Source organism: Pseudomonas sp. R11-23-07, assembly GCF_003852295.1.
In the GTDB taxonomy this organism is placed as follows: Bacteria; Pseudomonadota; Gammaproteobacteria; order Pseudomonadales; family Pseudomonadaceae; genus Aquipseudomonas.
This window is the reverse complement of record NZ_CP027761.1, coordinates 4,825,244-4,841,270: the sequence shown is the minus strand read 5'-3', so window position 1 is coordinate 4,841,270 and position 16,027 is coordinate 4,825,244. Positions and strand designations below refer to the sequence as shown.

Annotated in this window: 12 protein-coding genes; 8 read left to right on the top strand and 4 right to left on the bottom strand. The window is 62.2% G+C overall.

From position 1 onward, the window contains the following. Positions 1 to 25: 25 nt before the first annotated feature. Both C4J84_RS22120 and C4J84_RS22115 read right to left on the bottom strand, forming a co-directional pair. On the bottom strand, positions 26 to 3,877 hold the full coding sequence (locus C4J84_RS22120) for a bifunctional diguanylate cyclase/phosphodiesterase (protein ID WP_124436108.1): 3,852 nt from the start codon (positions 3,875 to 3,877) through the stop codon (positions 26 to 28). Between the two features lie 115 nt (positions 3,878 to 3,992). Continuing rightward, positions 3,993 to 4,604, bottom strand: coding sequence for a LysE family translocator (locus C4J84_RS22115; RefSeq protein WP_124371922.1), 612 nt, complete (start codon positions 4,602 to 4,604; stop codon positions 3,993 to 3,995). A gap of 159 nt (positions 4,605 to 4,763) precedes the next feature. Between C4J84_RS22115 and ettA the strand changes: the two genes are divergently transcribed. Beyond that, a complete protein-coding gene (gene ettA, locus C4J84_RS22110; protein ID WP_124368420.1) occupies positions 4,764 to 6,428 on the top strand; it encodes an energy-dependent translational throttle protein EttA in 1,665 nt (554 codons plus the stop codon). Positions 6,429 to 6,515: 87 nt separating this feature from the next. Here the strand turns inward: ettA and C4J84_RS22105 are convergent, their stop codons facing one another. Then, a complete protein-coding gene (locus tag C4J84_RS22105) occupies positions 6,516 to 7,436 on the bottom strand; it encodes a LysR family transcriptional regulator (protein ID WP_124371921.1) in 921 nt (306 codons plus the stop codon). Positions 7,437 to 7,531: 95 nt separating this feature from the next. On the opposite strand from C4J84_RS22105, the gene C4J84_RS22100 reads away from it, so the two are divergent. The 7 genes from C4J84_RS22100 to gdhA all read left to right on the top strand — a co-directional run bounded on the left by C4J84_RS22100 (position 7,532) and on the right by gdhA (position 15,468). Beyond that, entirely contained in the window at positions 7,532 to 8,725 is a 1,194-nt protein-coding gene (locus tag C4J84_RS22100; protein ID WP_124436107.1) for an MFS transporter, read from the top strand. A 34-nt stretch (positions 8,726 to 8,759) separates the two neighbouring features. After that, positions 8,760 to 9,584 (top strand): hypothetical protein, encoded by an 825-nt coding sequence (locus C4J84_RS22095; protein WP_124436106.1) that lies wholly within the window; start codon positions 8,760 to 8,762, stop codon positions 9,582 to 9,584. Positions 9,585 to 9,616: 32 nt separating this feature from the next. Next, entirely contained in the window at positions 9,617 to 10,846 is a 1,230-nt protein-coding gene (locus C4J84_RS22090) for an MFS transporter (protein WP_124436105.1), read from the top strand. 39 nt (positions 10,847 to 10,885) lie between these two features. Then, positions 10,886 to 12,115, top strand: a complete 1,230-nt coding sequence (locus tag C4J84_RS22085; protein WP_124436104.1) for a pyridoxal phosphate-dependent aminotransferase — start codon at positions 10,886 to 10,888, stop codon at positions 12,113 to 12,115. Positions 12,116 to 12,138: 23 nt separating this feature from the next. Continuing rightward, the gene (locus tag C4J84_RS22080) at positions 12,139 to 12,984 is read left to right on the top strand and encodes a hypothetical protein (RefSeq protein ID WP_124436103.1); all 846 of its coding nucleotides are present in this window, start codon (positions 12,139 to 12,141) and stop codon (positions 12,982 to 12,984) included. Positions 12,985 to 13,029: 45 nt separating this feature from the next. Further along, positions 13,030 to 13,920 (top strand): phosphoenolpyruvate mutase, encoded by an 891-nt coding sequence (gene aepX / locus C4J84_RS22075; RefSeq protein WP_124364479.1) that lies wholly within the window; start codon positions 13,030 to 13,032, stop codon positions 13,918 to 13,920. 210 nt (positions 13,921 to 14,130) lie between these two features. Further along, complete coding sequence (gene gdhA / locus C4J84_RS22070) at positions 14,131 to 15,468, top strand: NADP-specific glutamate dehydrogenase (RefSeq protein ID WP_124436102.1); 1,338 nt, start codon at positions 14,131 to 14,133, stop codon at positions 15,466 to 15,468. Here the strand turns inward: gdhA and C4J84_RS22065 are convergent. Next, complete coding sequence (locus C4J84_RS22065; RefSeq protein ID WP_124436101.1) at positions 15,465 to 15,962, bottom strand: GreA/GreB family elongation factor; 498 nt, start codon at positions 15,960 to 15,962, stop codon at positions 15,465 to 15,467. The genes gdhA and C4J84_RS22065 overlap by 4 nt on opposite strands. Positions 15,963 to 16,027 lie beyond the last annotated feature (65 nt).

Below are 16,027 nucleotides of genomic sequence, written 5' to 3'. Positions count from 1 at the left end.
GAGGCCACCAGCCCCACACAAAATCTCAGTCAAACATGAAGAGCGCATCATTACTGAACTGCGCCTCGAACCGGTTCGCCGGCATCGGCCGTCCGAACAGGTAACCCTGCACCTCATCGCAGCCATGCTCGCGCAGGAAGTCCAACTGCTCGTGGGTCTCCACGCCCTCGGCGATGACCGCCAGGTTGAGGCTGTGGGCCATGGCGATGATGGCGCGGGCGATCTGCGCGTCCTGCTCGCCGGAGGGCAGGCCATCGACGAACGTGCGGTCGATCTTCAGCACGTCGATAGGGAATTGCTTGAGGTAGTTGAGCGACGAATAACCGGTGCCGAAGTCATCGACTGCAATGCTCAGCCCCAGGTTTTTCAGGCTGGCGAGGATCTGCAGGGCTTCGTTGACTTCTCGCATCAGGATACTTTCGGTCAGCTCCAGCTCCAGGCACGCCGGCGGCAGGCCGGTGTCCTTGAGGATGGTGGCGATGCGCGTGCCCAGTTGCCCGTCGGAGAACTGCCGCGCCGAGATGTTGACCGAGACTTTCGGCACCCGCACTTTGTTCTGGTGCCAGGTTTTGAGCTGACGACAGGCTTCGCTGATCACCCAGTCGCCCACGTCCACCACCAGCCCCAGTTCCTCCAGCACCGGGATGAAATCTCCCGGCGGCACCAGGCCCCGGCGCGGGTGGCGCCAGCGCAGCAGGGCTTCGGCGCCGGTCAGGCGTTTGCCGTCGCCGCTGAACTGCGGTTGGTAATAGAGCACGAATTCGTTCTGTTCCAGGGCATGGCGCAGGTCGCTTTCCAGCTCCAGGCGCTCCAGGGCGCTGGCGTTCATGTCGGCTTGGTAGAACTGGAAGTTGTTCTTGCCGCGCTCCTTGGCGTGATACATCGCCGTATCGGCGTTTTTCATCAACTGGCTCAGCTCGTTGCCGTCCTGGGGGCTGAGGGCGATGCCAATACTGGCGGTTACGAAGAACTCGCGGCCCTCCAGCACGAATGGCTTCACCAGGCTGGCCAGAATCTGCTCGGCCACCGTGATCGCGCGGTTCAGCGCCAGTTCACGGCTGACGCGCGGTTGCAACAGCAAGGTGAACTCGTCGCCACCCATCCGCGCCACGGTGTCGTCTTCGGCCACGCAACCGAGCAGGCGCGTGGCCATTTCCTTGAGCATACGGTCGCCGGCGGCGTGGCCCAAGGAGTCGTTGATCGGCTTGAAACGGTCGAGGTCGAGGAACATCAACACCACCCACGACTTTTGCCGCTCCGCTGACTGCAATGCTGTGTGCAGGCGGTCCTGGAACAAGGTGCGGTTGGGCAGGTGGGTCAGGGCGTCGTAATAGGCCAGGCGGTGAATGCGCTGTTCACTGGCCTTGCGCTCGCTGATATCGCTGAAGAAACACACGTAGCTGGCCAGGTCGCCTTCATCGTCGAACACCGCCGTGATGCCGACCCAGGCCGGGTAGTGCTCGCCATTGCGGCGCTTGAGCCACACTTCGCCCTCCCAGGTACTGTGCTGGTGCAGTTGCTTGAGCACGTAGCGCAGGTGGGCTTCTTGCTGTTCGTCGACGGTGAGCATGTTCGGCAGCTGGTCGAGTACATCGCTCACGGCGTAACCGCTGACCCGGCTGAAGGCCTCGTTGGCCTGCACGATGTAGCCGGCCGGGTCGGTGATCAGGATGGCCGAGGTGGAGTGTTCGAACACCGTGGCCGCCATGCGCAGGTCTTTTTCGGCGCGGCGCTGCTGGCTGATATCGCGGCCCACGCCGAGGATGCCTTCAAACGCGCCATGTTCGTCCCACACCAGCACCACGCGCAGCTCGATGGGCACTTTGCGCCCATCGGCGCGCAGGCAGTCGAACAGGAACAGTTGGGTCTGCACCTCGTCGCGCAGGCTGTTCAGCGCTTCGGGGTTGCCCACCGCGCGGCTGACCTGTTCCATCAGCCCATAAATACCGCTGAGCTGTTGCGGGTTGGCGATGATCGACTGCCAGCCATTCTTGAACACCCAGTCCACGTCATACCCCAGTACGGCGTTGACCGAGGGGCTGACGTAGTTGAGGGCCAGTTGGCTGTCGGTGGAACAGATCACGTCACTGATGCTTTCGGCCAGCATGCGGTAGCGCTGTTCGCTGTCACGCAGGGATTCGCTGGCCTCGATCTGGTCGGTGATGTCCTTGGCCACGCCGATGATCCGTGTGACCACCGCCGACGTGTCCCTGGCCAGGGCCTGTTCGCGGATGTCGAAGCGTCGCCACTGGTTATTGCGGTGACGAAAGCGCAGCTGGCAGTGCAGTTGGGTGGTGTAAGCCACCTGGCGTTGCTGTTGACGCAAGTCGTGGTAATGCTCGGCGTCTTCGGGATGCAAGAGGATTTCCCAGAAGTACTCGCCCATTTTCTGCAGTTCGGCCTTGTCGTAGCCGAGGGTATGGCCCAGATGATGGTTGCTGAAAATCATGCGCTGGCTGATCACGTCCTGCACATACAGGTGGTCGGGCACGGTGCGTACCACATCCGACCAGAAACTCTCGCGCTCGACCAGCGACAGCTCGATCAGCTTGCGACTGGTGATATCGCTGATGCTGAGGATCACCGCCTTGACGTCATCCTGCTGTTCCGGCAAACGCATCACGAGCCACAGGTACTGGTCATTGCCCGCCACATCGTTGAGCTGGATTTCAAGCTCCAGCTGTTTTTGCCGGGTCAGTACGGCTTCCAGCACCTGGTGGCCGATAGACGTGGCATTGCTCGGGCAATCGTCAATCAGGCGCTCCCAGGCCTGCTCGCAGGAGGCCACGTTCAACAGGCGCACCGCCATCTGGTTGACCTCGGTCACGCGCAGCTCTTTGAGCAGTTTGCGCCGCTCAGCGGGGTTGGCCCGCAGCCAGGCGTGCAATTGCTCGCGGCCCTGCACCTGGGTCTTGTCGCAGAACGCCTTCAACCCCGAAAGGTCGAGTACGCACAGGGCCACGCCGGTGCCTTCGAAAATATCCTGATAACGCCGCCGGCCTTCGTGCACCTGGCGCTGACGGCGGCGCATGTTCAGCAACACGATTACCGGGACCAGCGAAAAAGCCAGCCCCAGCAGGCATTTGCCGATAAACGCCGGCAGCAATTGTTCGAGCACCGCGCTGCGGTCGAACAGCCCGCGCAGTTGCCAGTCGCTCTTGCTCAACGGCGTGACCAGCACGCTTTTATTCAATTCGTCCGGGGTCAACGCACCGGCCCACGGTGCCGGCATGCCGTTGTCACGGCTGACCACGCGCTGGTTCAGGCGGTTCTCGATCGCCCACATCGGGCGCTGGCCCTTGGCATCCTGGCGAGTCAGGTTGGCCAGGTAGGTGGGCGCCAGGCGCAGCGCCCAGTACATCTTCGAGCCGCCGCTGGGCTGGTGCAGCAACAGATAAATGACGTTGCCGTCGTTGTCGTTGCTCAGGTAATAGGATTGGGCGTGGCTGCGCTTGACCAGTTCCTGGAGCAGGGCGCTGTCCTGGCTGTCGTTGGCGGTGTCGCTGATCAGGGCACCGCTGGGGGCGAGCAGGGCGACGCTGCGCAGTTCGGGTAATGAGCGCTGCAACGTGAGGATCAGGGCCTGGTGTTGTTCGGCGTTGCGCGGCGGCTCGACGATCGGCAGCAGATTCAGGGCAATCTGTGCGCTCAGGGCCATGTTCTGGCTGATCTGCTCGGCCAGGTCGGCGCTGTAGTCGATGGTGTATTGCTGCTGGTTTTTCTGGTTTTGCTGCAGTTGATCGAGCAGTTGCCAGAACAATAACGCGAGCAACATCAGCACAAGCGTCGCCAATGCGCCTTTGAGGGTGCCATGCAGGGGCGCTCCCGGCGCTATATGAGCGGCGCGCAAGGGAGTAGGCGACGTGACTTTGGACAAGCTGTAATCCTGCGGTTTGGCTGGACTGGCGCGCGACGTGCACTATAAGCCGGACGCCCGGAGGGCGGCTAGCATGCCTTGAGTTGTGGCAAAGTGCCAGTCCCGCCTGGCGGGACTAAAGTACAGCGTTGGCGTGGAACACGCTGTCCGCCAGCCGGGTCAGGATTGCAAGGGTGAACAGGCTGATAACCACAGAAGCCGTGCGGTTGATGATATGCGATGTCAACCAGGCGTACCCGCCCCGTTTGATGCGGGCGCCGAACAGCACCCACGTGCATCCCACCGGTATCACCACCAGTGTGAACTGAGCGACGAACTGCACGTACAAGGACAAATCAACAAACGTCTGGATCGGCACGATGAACGAAACGATCAGCAAACCCTTGGGGTTGATCAGCGTCAGCATAAAGAAATGCAGTTTGGACACACGTGCTTCAGGCGCGGATTTGAGTGTTTCGTCGGGATGGCGCCACAGCAGGTATGAAGTCCTGATCAAATAACAGACCGAGGCGAACTGCACCACTTTCAGCCCCCACGGCGCACTGTCGCCGATATGGCTGAACAGGTAGCCCCAAAAGGAGATTTGCGCCAAGTAGGCCAGGCATTCCAGCAGGCTCAGCGGCCAGGCACGCCTGAACCCCGTGAGTATCCCCGAGCGCAACAGCAATGTGTTGGTGGGCCCCGGCATTAATAGCAGCAATCCCAGTGCGGATATGGCACCAAGCATGGACGTGGTCTCCTGGAACCTGGTGGGCATGGCCGGCTAATCTAACAGATAGATTTCGATACGCTCGGTCAGTTAGGTTAACCTTGAGGATTACGAATGCTATGTACAGCGCCATGACGCTACGTAGGCCTGTTCTCACATTTCCACGAGGTCCACATTTTGGCTCAATACGTCTTCACCATGCATCGGCTGGGAAAAGTTGTTCCGCCGAAGCGGGAAATCCTGAAAAACATTTCACTGTCCTTTTTTCCGGGCGCCAAGATCGGCGTGCTCGGCCTTAACGGTTCGGGTAAATCCACGCTGCTGAAAATCATGGCCGGCGTCGACACCGAGTTCGAAGGCGAAGCGCGCCCGATGCCCGAACTGAACATCGGTTACCTGCCCCAGGAGCCGATCCTGGACCCGACCAAGACCGTACGTGAAGTGGTCGAGGAAGCGGTTGCCGTGATCAAGAACGCCCAGGCCCGCCTGGACGAGGTCTACGCCGCATACGCCGAGGAAGATGCCGACTTCGACAAGCTGGCTGCTGAACAGGCCAAGCTCGAGGCGATCCTGCAGGCCAGCGACGGTCACAACCTGGAGCGCCAGCTGGAAGTCGCCGCCGACGCGCTGCGCCTGCCGGCGTGGGACGCCAAGGTCGAATTCCTGTCCGGCGGTGAAAAACGCCGTGTGGCCCTGTGCCGCCTGCTGCTGTCGGCCCCCGACATGTTGCTGCTCGACGAACCAACCAACCACTTGGACGCCGATTCCGTCGCCTGGCTGGAACATTTCCTTCACGACTTCCCAGGCACCGTGGTTGCGATCACGCACGACCGCTACTTCCTGGACAACGTCGCCGGCTGGATCCTCGAGCTCGACCGTGGCGCCGGTATCCCTTACGAGGGTAACTACTCCGGTTGGCTGGAAGCCAAGTCCGACCGTCTGGCCGCCGAATCCAAGCAGCAATCGGCCCATGAAAAAGCCATGAAGGAAGAACTGGAGTGGGTGCGCAAAGGCGCCAAGGCCCGCCAGTCCAAATCCAAGGCCCGTCTGCAGCGCTTTGAAGAAATGCAGTCGCAGGAATTCCAGAAGCGCAGCGAAACCAACGAGATCTACATCCCCGCCGGCCCGCGCCTGGGTGACAAGGTCATCGAATTCAAGAACGTGAGCAAAGGCTACGGCGACCGTGTGTTGATCGACAATCTGTCGTTCTCCATGCCAAAAGGCGCAATCGTCGGCGTTATCGGCGGTAACGGTGCGGGTAAATCCACGCTGTTCCGCATGCTGATGGGCAAGGAAACCCCGGACTCCGGCAGCATCGAGATCGGCGAAACCGTGCAACTGGCCTGTGTGGACCAGAGCCGCGACGACCTCGACGGCAGCAAGACGGTGTTCCAGCAGATTTCCGACGGTTCCGACCAGATCCGTATCGGCAACTACGAAATCCCGTCGCGCACCTATGTCGGCCGCTTCAACTTCAAGGGCGGCGACCAGCAGAAGTTCGTCAAGGACCTGTCCGGTGGTGAGCGTGGTCGCTTGCACCTGGCGCTGACCTTGAAAGAAGGCGGCAACGTCTTGCTGCTCGACGAACCGTCCAACGACCTCGACGTTGAAACCCTGCGCTCCCTGGAAGAAGCCCTGCTGGACTTCCCGGGCGCCGCCATTGTGATCTCTCACGATCGGTGGTTCCTTGACCGCGTTGCCACCCATATCCTGGCTTACGAGGATGATTCGCAAGCGGTGTTCTTCGAAGGCAACTACACCGAGTATGAAGCCGACCGCAAGAAGCGTTTGGGCGACGCGGCGGCCCAGCCGCACCGCGTACGCCACAAGAAACTGGCCTGATTCGGCAACAGGCGCCGCCTCGGCAGCGCCTGTACGGAGCAGCCTGTAGAAAAATACCCCTCGCGCAGGGGTATTTTTTTGCCCGGATTATGCCAGCGGCGCCAGCGCCGGCCGGCCTTGCAGCAATTCACCGACCACCCCCATGAACGCCTCGACCAACAGCGAGCGTGACTGTGAGCGCGTGAGGATCAGCAGGTGAACCCAGGCTTCGGGGTCTGCCAACGGTCGGTAGACCACGCCTTGCCTGGCCAGGGTGCGAGTGCACTGGGGCACCAGCGAGACACCCTGGCCTGCCGCCACCAGGGCGATGATCGAGGTGATCTGGCGCCCCGCAGGGCCCGGGCGCAGCGCCAGGCCGTGGCGTTGATACAGGTGCTCGATGGAGCCGTTGAGGCCTGAACCGTAATCGCTGGGGAACAGAATCAACGGGAACTCGCTGAGCTGGGCGAGGGTGACTTCGGCCTGGCCAGCCAATGGGTTGTCGCTGCAAAGCGCCGCCACCAGGGGCTCTTGCCCCAACGACAACACCTCGACGTCGGTTTGCCCGGGCTCCGGCAGCAGGCGGCTCATGCCGATGTCGATGCGGCCGTCCAGCACATGCGCGTGCAGGCTGCCGGAAGCGCTTTCCACCAGGGTCAGTTGCACCTCGGGAAAACGCTGGGCGAAGGCTTGCAGGGTTTGGCTGAACAGCTCCGACAGCGCGATCGAGCTGGCAAACCCCACGACCAGTTGGCCGGTCGAGCCGGCGGCCAGCTTGGCGGCGATGTCCTGCGCAAGCCGGGCGTGCTCCAGCGCCGCGCGGGCATAGGGTAGAAAGTGCCGGCCCTGGGCGGTCAGCGTGACGGTGCGGCTGGTGCGGTCAAACAGGCGAAAGCCGAGCTCGGTTTCCAGGGCCGAGATCTGCCGGGTCAGGGGCGGCTGGGCAAGGTGCAGGCGCTGGGCCGCGCGACCGAAGTGCAGCTCTTCGGCGACCGTCAGGAAGTAACGTAACTTGCGTAGATCAAGCATTCTGTTTCCTGGGTATTGATCGGTCCGAATTCGGTATTGGTATTCGCCACGCTGCGCATTCTATAAAGATCCTCGACAATAAGACGAGAGGTCCCATGAACCCGCGCCTGCATCACGCCCGCTTTGCCGTGTTTCTGTGTGGCTGTGCGGCGTTTCTCAATCTCTACGCGACCCAGAGCATCCTGCCTGTGTTTGCCGAAAGCTTCCAGGTGAGCGCCCGGCAGGCCGGGTGGAGCATTACGGTGACCACCCTGGCAGTGGCTGTGGCTGCGCCTTTTGTCGGGCGCCTGACCGGGCGTTTCGAGCAACGCAACGTGATTGTCGTGGCCGCGTTGCTGTTGGCGCTGCCGGCGCTGCTGACGGCCTATGTGGACAGTTTTGCCGAGCTGCTGGTGTGGCGGTTTATCGAGGGTATGTTGATCCCGGTGGTATTCGCCACCAGCGTGGCCTATATCGGCGACCGCTGGCGCGCAGCGACTGTCACCGAGATCACCAGCCTCTACGTCGCGGGTACGGTACTCGGCGGGTTTGCCGGGCGCTTTGTCTCGGGGGTCATGACCCAGTATGTCGGTTGGCGGGAAGCCTTCGAGCTGCTGGCGGTGATCAGCCTGGCGGTCGGCCTGCTGATCCTGTTGCTGCTGCCGGCCAATCCCGTGGCGCGTCCCGGCGTCGGGGGCGTGGGCGCGCGCGGGGTACGCTGGCTGCTGCGCAAACCCTTGCTGGCGGCCTATGGCGTCGGTTTCTGCGTGCTGTTCTCACAAGTCGCGACCTTTACCTATGCCGGGCTGTATCTCAGCCAGGCACCGTTCAACCTGGGCGCAGCAGCCTTGGGGACACTGTATGCCGTGTTCCTGCTGGCGCTGGTGGTCATTCCCATTGCGGGTCGCTTGAGCAAATCGCGACCGCAATCGCAGCTACTGAGCGGTGCCGTGGCGCTCGGCCTCTGCGGTTCGGCCCTGACCTTGTTGCCGTCCCTGTGGCTGATCGTACTGGGCCTGGCCCTGAGCTCGACCGGCGTATTCCTGGCCCAGGCCTGCGCCAATGCGTACATCGCCACCACGGCCGGGCAGGACAAGTCCGGCGCCGTGGGCCTGTACCTGACCGGCTATTACCTGGGCGGCAGCGCCGGTGCAGTGGCCCCGGCGCTGCTCTGGGAGCAGTGGGGCTGGCCGGGCTGCGTGGCATTGATCGCAGGCTTTCAACTGTTGTCGCTGGCAATCGCCCTGCTGGGCTGGAAACCGGTAGACACCCAGGCGCTGATCGCCGGCCAACGCGGCAAACCGGCCTGATGTTTCATCCAATAATGGACTATGAGAGGTGAATATGACTGACACCGTGATCAAGCGCAGCCAGTTGCTGAAGATCGTCGAACCGGTATTGAATGACATGCCGGCCAGTACCTTGCGGCATGCCCTGTTCGAAGCCTTTTGGGCTCAGGAAGAGGCGCTGATGGATATCGAAGAGGCTTTTGCGCGACTCACCTCGCGTCGGCATTCGCCGGCGGTGCTGCGCAAGTTCTTCGCCAGCTGGTCCAAGACCAATAATTCGGCGGCCAGTGTGTCCGGCCTGGCCAACCGGATTACCTTGCTGGCGCGTTCCGACGCCGGCTCCACCGCCGCGGCGCAGCTGTACCGTGCCTGCGGCAGCCTGCAGCGCATTACCGATGAAGACTTGGGCGCGTTGGGCAACACCGTGCACGCGGACCTTTTCTACACCATGGCGACCGCGCTGTGCGGCGATGACCAGTGGATGTTGAAGGACAACTGCCTGCCCTCGGCGCAGGCGTTCAAGGATTGGACCGACAGCCGTCGCCTGCGTGATCGCGACCTGCTGCAGGGGTTGCTGACCACGCTGATCCACGAGGTGTACACCCACGGCGAAGTGGAGTTCATCCATCCGTTGTACTCGCAGTGGTTTGTGCGGGATATGGGCGTGCCGCCGGAGAGATCGCGTGCGACGGTGGCCTGGGTCACCGTGCACACCGGCGGCACCGAGAGCGACCATTTCGCCCATGCGGTGGCGGCGGTGAACGAGTTCACCGCCGCCCTGCAGATTGAAGCGGACCCCGCCACGGCGCGCGATATTTTTGCCGAATACCTGCAGCGTAAAGCCGGCGTGATGAACGATTGCGCGCAATTGCTGGGTTGACCCGGCGTTTTGCCTGAGAGCCACTGACCCGGATGAACACCCTGAAGCAAACCGCAGCCCCGTCGTTGTCACCGCCTGACCAGGCAACTGTGCGCCGCCGCTCCCTGGTGGCCGGTTGTGGCGCGCATGCCGTGCACGACGGCCTGACCGATGTGATCTATGTGCTGTTGCCGATCTGGCAGGCGCAGTTCGGCCTCAGCTACGCCCAGGTCGGCCTGTTGCGCGGTGCCTATGCGGGCATGATGGCCGGCTTCCAGTTACTGGCCAGTCGCGCTGCGGCACGCTGGGGGCGCCAGCGTTTGCTGGTGGGCGGCACTGCGCTGGCGGGCTTGGCCTATCTGCTGGCGGGCCAGGCCGGTGGGCTGGCGGTGCTGCTGGTGGCGCTGCTGCTGGGCGGGCTGGGCGCAAGTACGCAGCACCCGCTGGCCTCGTCGTTGATCACCGATGCCTACGAGGCGGGCGGGGAGGCGGGCGGGGGCGTCAAGCAAGCGCTGTCGCAGTACAACTTCAGTGGAGATATCGGCAAAACCCTGATCCCCGGGTTGATCGGCCTGTTGCTGGCGGTCATCAGTTGGCGCGCCAGTGTCACCCTGCTGGGTGTACTCGGGCTGCTGGCGGCAGGCTTGTTGTGGTGGCTGATTCCGGCGCGCACCGAGGGTTTGGCGGCGCCGCCCAAAGCCACCCGTGCGGGCGGCGGCACCGGCTCCGTGAGCGGGCTGCGTGCGCTGATCCTGACCGGCACGCTGGACAGCGCGGTGCGCATGGGATTTCTCACGTTCCTGCCGTTTTTGCTCAAGGCCAAGGGGGCCGGGCCTGCGGGGATCGGTCTGGCGCTGACGATGCTGTTCGTGGGAGGCGCCTTCGGCAAGCTGTTGTGCGGCTACCTGGGGGCGCGCATCGGCATGATGAAGACGGTGTGGGTCACGGAGTTCACCACGGCGCTGCTGATCGTCATGACTGTATACCTGCCCTACGCCGGTTTGATGGTGATGTTGCCGCTGCTGGGGCTGGTGCTCAATGGCACGTCGTCGGTGCTCTACGGCGCGGTGCCGGACCTGGCGGGGCCGGGCAGGCGCGACCAGGCTTTTGCAGTGTTCTACACCGGCACCATCGGCGGCGGCGCATTGGCGCCGATGCTGTTCGGCAGCCTGGGGGATGCCACCGGCGTGCCCCTGGCCGTTTTGCTGCTGGCCGCCACCTTGTTGCTCACCCTGCCGCTGTCCTGGCGGGTTCAACGAGGGCTGGAGGCTCAGGCCCGGTAGGACGAACGAATTTTTCAGCGTGTTCTGGCAGGTATAACAATGAACAACAGTGAACCGTCTGCCGTGTCATTGCCGTTGTCCCGGCGTGCGCAACGTCTGCGCGCACCGGGCACGTCCAGCATGCGCAGCAAAGCCAATGCCTTGAAAGAAGCCGGCGTCAACGTGATCAATTTTGCCGCTGGGGAATTGTCCTTCGATGCCTGCCCGGCCATGAAAGCCGCGGTGAGCGATGCGCTGGCCAATGCCCGCAACCGCTATACGCCGCCCATCGGCCTGCCCCAACTGCGCCAGGCGCTGGCGCAGCAGGTGACTCAGCGCTGCGGGGTGAATTACGCCGCCGATGAAGTGGCGGTGACCGCCGGAGCCAAGCAGGCGCTGTATAACGCCGCGATGGTGCTGCTCGATCCGGGGGATGAAGTCATCGTTGCGGTGCCGTACTGGGAAACCTTCCCCACCCAGATCCAGCTGGCCGGTGGCGTTCCGGTCTATGTCGATACCGCTGCGGATGACTACCGCCTCACCTGCGCGGCGGTGGAAAACGCCCTGACCCCACGCACCCGCATGATTGTGATCAACACCCCGAACAACCCGACGGGCACGGTTTATCAGCGTGAACAACTGTTGGGGATTGCCCGGCTCGCGTTCGAACACCGGCTCTGGGTGGTGTTCGACGAGTGCTACCGCAAGCTGGTGCGCGCCCCCCATGAACATCACAACATCGTGTCGCTGTTTGCGCCGCTCAAGCACCAGACGGTGCTGGTCGATTCGTTTTCCAAGAGCCACGCGGTCACTGGCTGGCGGGTAGGGTATGCGTGCGCACCCGCCCCGGTCATCGGCGCCATGCACAACCTGCAAGGGCACACGACGTCCAACCCCAGCAGCCTGTCCCAATACGCCGCGCTCGGCAGCCTGATGGCTGACGCGCCGCACTTTACCCAGCAGGTCAATGCCTTCCTCGACCAGCAATTGCTCGCAGCCTGCACTTGCCTGGGGCATGTGGATGACATTACCTGCGCCCCGCCGGAGGGCGCGTTCTATCTGTTTATCGATGTGTCGCGCAAATTGGGTGGCCGCTACCTGGGCACCGTTATCCGTGACGTCGACCACCTGGCCGATCTGTTATTGACCGAGGCCCATATCGCGGTGGTGCCCGGCTCCGGCTGTGGCGACCGCAACAGCATCCGCATTTCCTACGCCGTTGAGCATGAAGCGTTGATCGAAGGCCTCACGCGCTTTGCCCGCTTCATGTCAGAAGTCGTTGCGCATTAACCCCACCCAAAAGGATATGAGCCGTGGAAAATCTGAGCCGCCAATTTATCGGGTACGTGAACCAGGCACTGGTGGATGTCGAGGACCGACATTTGGCCCAGGCCCTGCTCAGCGGTTTCAACAGCCAGCCCGCCGAGCTGGACAGGTACTGCGAGACTTATGTCGACATGACCTCGAGTAACTGGAGCGAGTCGTCGCTGTGTACGTTCTTCTGTGGCTGGCGCAGCCCGGACGGCGCTGCCCATGCCGTCTCGAGCATCATCGTGCGCATCCTTCAGGAGTCGGCATCCCTGGCCGATGACGCTCGGCTGAAGATGCTCGAAGCGGCGGCCCACTGTGGAGAGATCATCGTCGAGGACATCGGACTGGGCGAAATGCACGGGCATCCGCACCACTCCAAGCTGTATTACCGCATGGCTTCGGCGATCTGCGGCTCGGATGAATGGCGCCTGCAGGACAAGTTCCTGGACCCGATCACCAAGGAGTTTTCCGGTTGGGTCGGGGAAAAACGCCCGCTGGCGCCGCAGCTCATCGAAGCGCTGGAAATGATGGCCATGACGGAGTTGTTCAACACCGGCGAGTACAACCTGATGACGCCGTTATGGAAACAATGGTTGCGCGATGTGCGCGGGTACAGCGCCGGTGAGGCCAGCCGCGTGGCGAGCTTTCTCAGCGTGCACTGCGGCAACGTGGAAGCGCGCCATTTCAGGCATGCGGCAGAGGCGTTGCGGCTTTACGCCAGCGCCACCGGGCAGGCCGTGGATTACAGCCGTATCGCGCAGCTATCCAGGGAGTACGTGGCCAGGGCCTGTGAACATCTGCAGAAAATGGCATCGGTACTCAAGTGTGAACAGCCCGCCTGGGATTGAACTGTCCGAAACTCCCGTTGTGCCGCTGACATGGAGCCTGAACCTATGATGGATACCGACGCGCGCCGACGCCCTCTGTCGGCGCTACTGGATAGCAATCGTTGCCTGCGCGTACTCGAAGCCCATAGCCCGATATCGGCATTGCTCGCGCAGCGCGCCCGGCTGGAAATCAGCCCCGGGCATACGGTGGGGTATGACGCCATCTGGTCGAGTTCGTTGACCGACTCGACCCAGCGGGGGTTACCCGATATCGAGATTCTTTCGCCCAGCAACCGCTTGCCCGGGATCCGCGAAATATTTGATGTGTGTTCGCTGCCGCTGATATTCGATGCCGATACCGGCGGCAAGGCCGAGCATCTCGCGATTCATATCAAGATGCTGGAGCGCGCGGGCGTCTCGGCGGTGGTGATCGAAGACAAGTGCGGCTTGAAGAAAAACTCATTGTTCGGCACCGAGGTCGACCAGGCGCAGGAGTCCATCGAGGTATTTTGCGCCAAGCTCCAGGCCGGCTGCGCCAGTCGCACTGGCTCAGGGCTGATGCTGATTGCGCGGTGTGAAAGCCTGATCCTGGATCGCGGCATGGAGGAAGCGATGGCGCGATGCCTGGCGTATGTGGAGGCGGGGGCGGATGGCATCATGATCCACAGTCGCAGGCAGGATGGCCTGGAAATCCTTGAGTTCGCCAGGCAGTTTCGTCTGCAACGGCCCAAGGTTCCGCTGATTTGCGTGCCGACCAGTTATGTTCACCTGAAATTCGAGGTGCTGGAGCAGGCAGGTTTCAACGCGGTGATTTATGCCAACCATATGTTGCGCAGTGCCTACCTGGCCATGCGCGATACCGCTTTGGGCATACTCGCCCATGGCAGGACGCTGGAGCTGGAGCCGCGCTGTCTGGGCATCAACGAGATACTCGATCTGGTGCCCGGGACGCGGTAATGCGATGCGCGGGGCTGTCGTCCAGTCTTTCACTCATTGGTGCATGTGTCGGGTTGGAATCCCTGTTTCAGTGCGAAATACGCCAGTTATTTATAGAAATGCACCATTTAAATTCATAAAAGCGACATTTTGCCCTGTCACGGTGCGAAATGAATTGATAAAGTCCGGCTCAATCTCTGTTTAACAACAATCATTTTGCCGAGACTTTTCATGCACGAATCCGTCGAATCCTTCCTTGCCCGCCTCAAGAAACGCGACCCCGACCAACCGGAATTCCATCAGGCCGTAGAAGAAGTCCTGCGCAGTCTGTGGCCGTTTCTTGAAGCCAACCCCCATTACCTGACCTCGGGCATTCTGGAGCGCATCTGCGAGCCGGAACGTGCGATTAGCTTTCGGGTTTCGTGGGTGGACGATCAGGGCAAGGTCCAGGTCAATCGCGGTTTCCGTATCCAGATGAACAGTGCCATTGGCCCTTACAAGGGCGGTTTGCGCTTTCATCCTTCGGTGAACCTGGGCGTGCTGAAGTTCCTCGCCTTCGAGCAAACCTTCAAGAACTCTCTTACCTCGCTGCCCATGGGCGGTGGCAAAGGCGGCTCGGACTTCGACCCCAAGGGCAAGAGCGACGCCGAAGTCATGCGTTTCTGCCAGGCGTTCATGAGCGAGCTGTACCGCCATATCGGCGCCGACGTGGACGTACCAGCCGGTGATATCGGCGTGGGCGCCCGTGAAATCGGCTTCCTGTTCGGTCAGTACAAGCGCCTGAGCAACCAGTTCACCTCGGTGTTGACCGGCAAGGGCATGACCTACGGCGGCAGCCTGATCCGCCCGGAAGCCACGGGTTTTGGTTGTGTGTACTTCGCCGAAGAAATGCTCAAGCGCGACGGCCAGCGGGTCGAAGGCAAGCGGGTGGCAATCTCCGGTTCGGGCAACGTGGCGCAATACGCGGCGCGCAAAGTGATGGACCTGGGAGGCAAGGTGATTTCCCTGTCGGACTCCGAAGGCACCCTGTACGCCGAGAGCGGGTTGACCGAGGAACAATGGTCAGCCCTGCTGGCGCTGAAAAACGTGCAGCGCGGCCGCATCAGCGAACTGGCTGAGCGTTTCGGCCAGGAATTTCGCCAAGGCCAAAGCCCCTGGGCGCTGGCGTGCGATATCGCGCTGCCCTGCGCCACCCAGAACGAACTCGACGCCGACGCTGCCCGCACGCTGCTGCGCAACGGCTGCATCTGCGTCGCCGAAGGCGCCAACATGCCGACCACCCTTGAAGCTGTGGATATCTTTATCGAGGCAGGCATTCTGTTCGCGCCGGGCAAGGCGTCGAATGCCGGCGGCGTGGCCGTGAGTGGCCTGGAGATGTCGCAGAATGCCATGCGCCTGCTGTGGACCGCCGGCGAGGTGGACAGCAAACTGCACAGCATCATGCAGTCGATCCACCATGCCTGCGTGCATTACGGCGAAGAAAATGGCCGGGTCAATTATGTGAAGGGCGCAAACATCGCAGGCTTCGTCAAAGTTGCCGAAGCGATGCTGGCCCAGGGCATCGTCTAGACCCCGGGCTCGATACGCAACACTTCGATCAACTGATCGCCGACGGGGCGCTGCCACAGCACCTCGTCTCCCACCTGGGCGCCGAGCAACGCGCGCCCGAGGGGCGAACCCCAGTTGATCAAGCCTGCGTTGGCATCGGCCTGATCTTCGCCGACCAACTGGATGCGCTGCTGCTCGTCCTGCTCGTTGGCGAAGGTCACCCAGCTGCCGATCTGTACTTTATCGGTAGAAGTGGCCGGCGCCACAACCTGGGCGCTTTGTACCCGCTGGTTGAAGTAGCGCAAATCCCGCTCAAGGTCGGCCTGGCGTTGCTTGTCCGCCTTTTCGCCCTTGGCGGATTCGGTGCTGTATTCCTGCTGCAACTGCGCAACCTTGGCCTGCAACTGCTCCAATCCCTGCGCGGTCAAGCGATTGGGTTGGGCACTGACCTGGCGCTCCACCGGCTGATCAGCCTGGGCGGCGGCATTGTCTTCATTTACAAAAGCTCGGCTCATGACGTTCTCCCTCAATGGAGCTTGGGCCATGTTCACCGCGCGATCGTTCCCACGCTCTGCGTCCG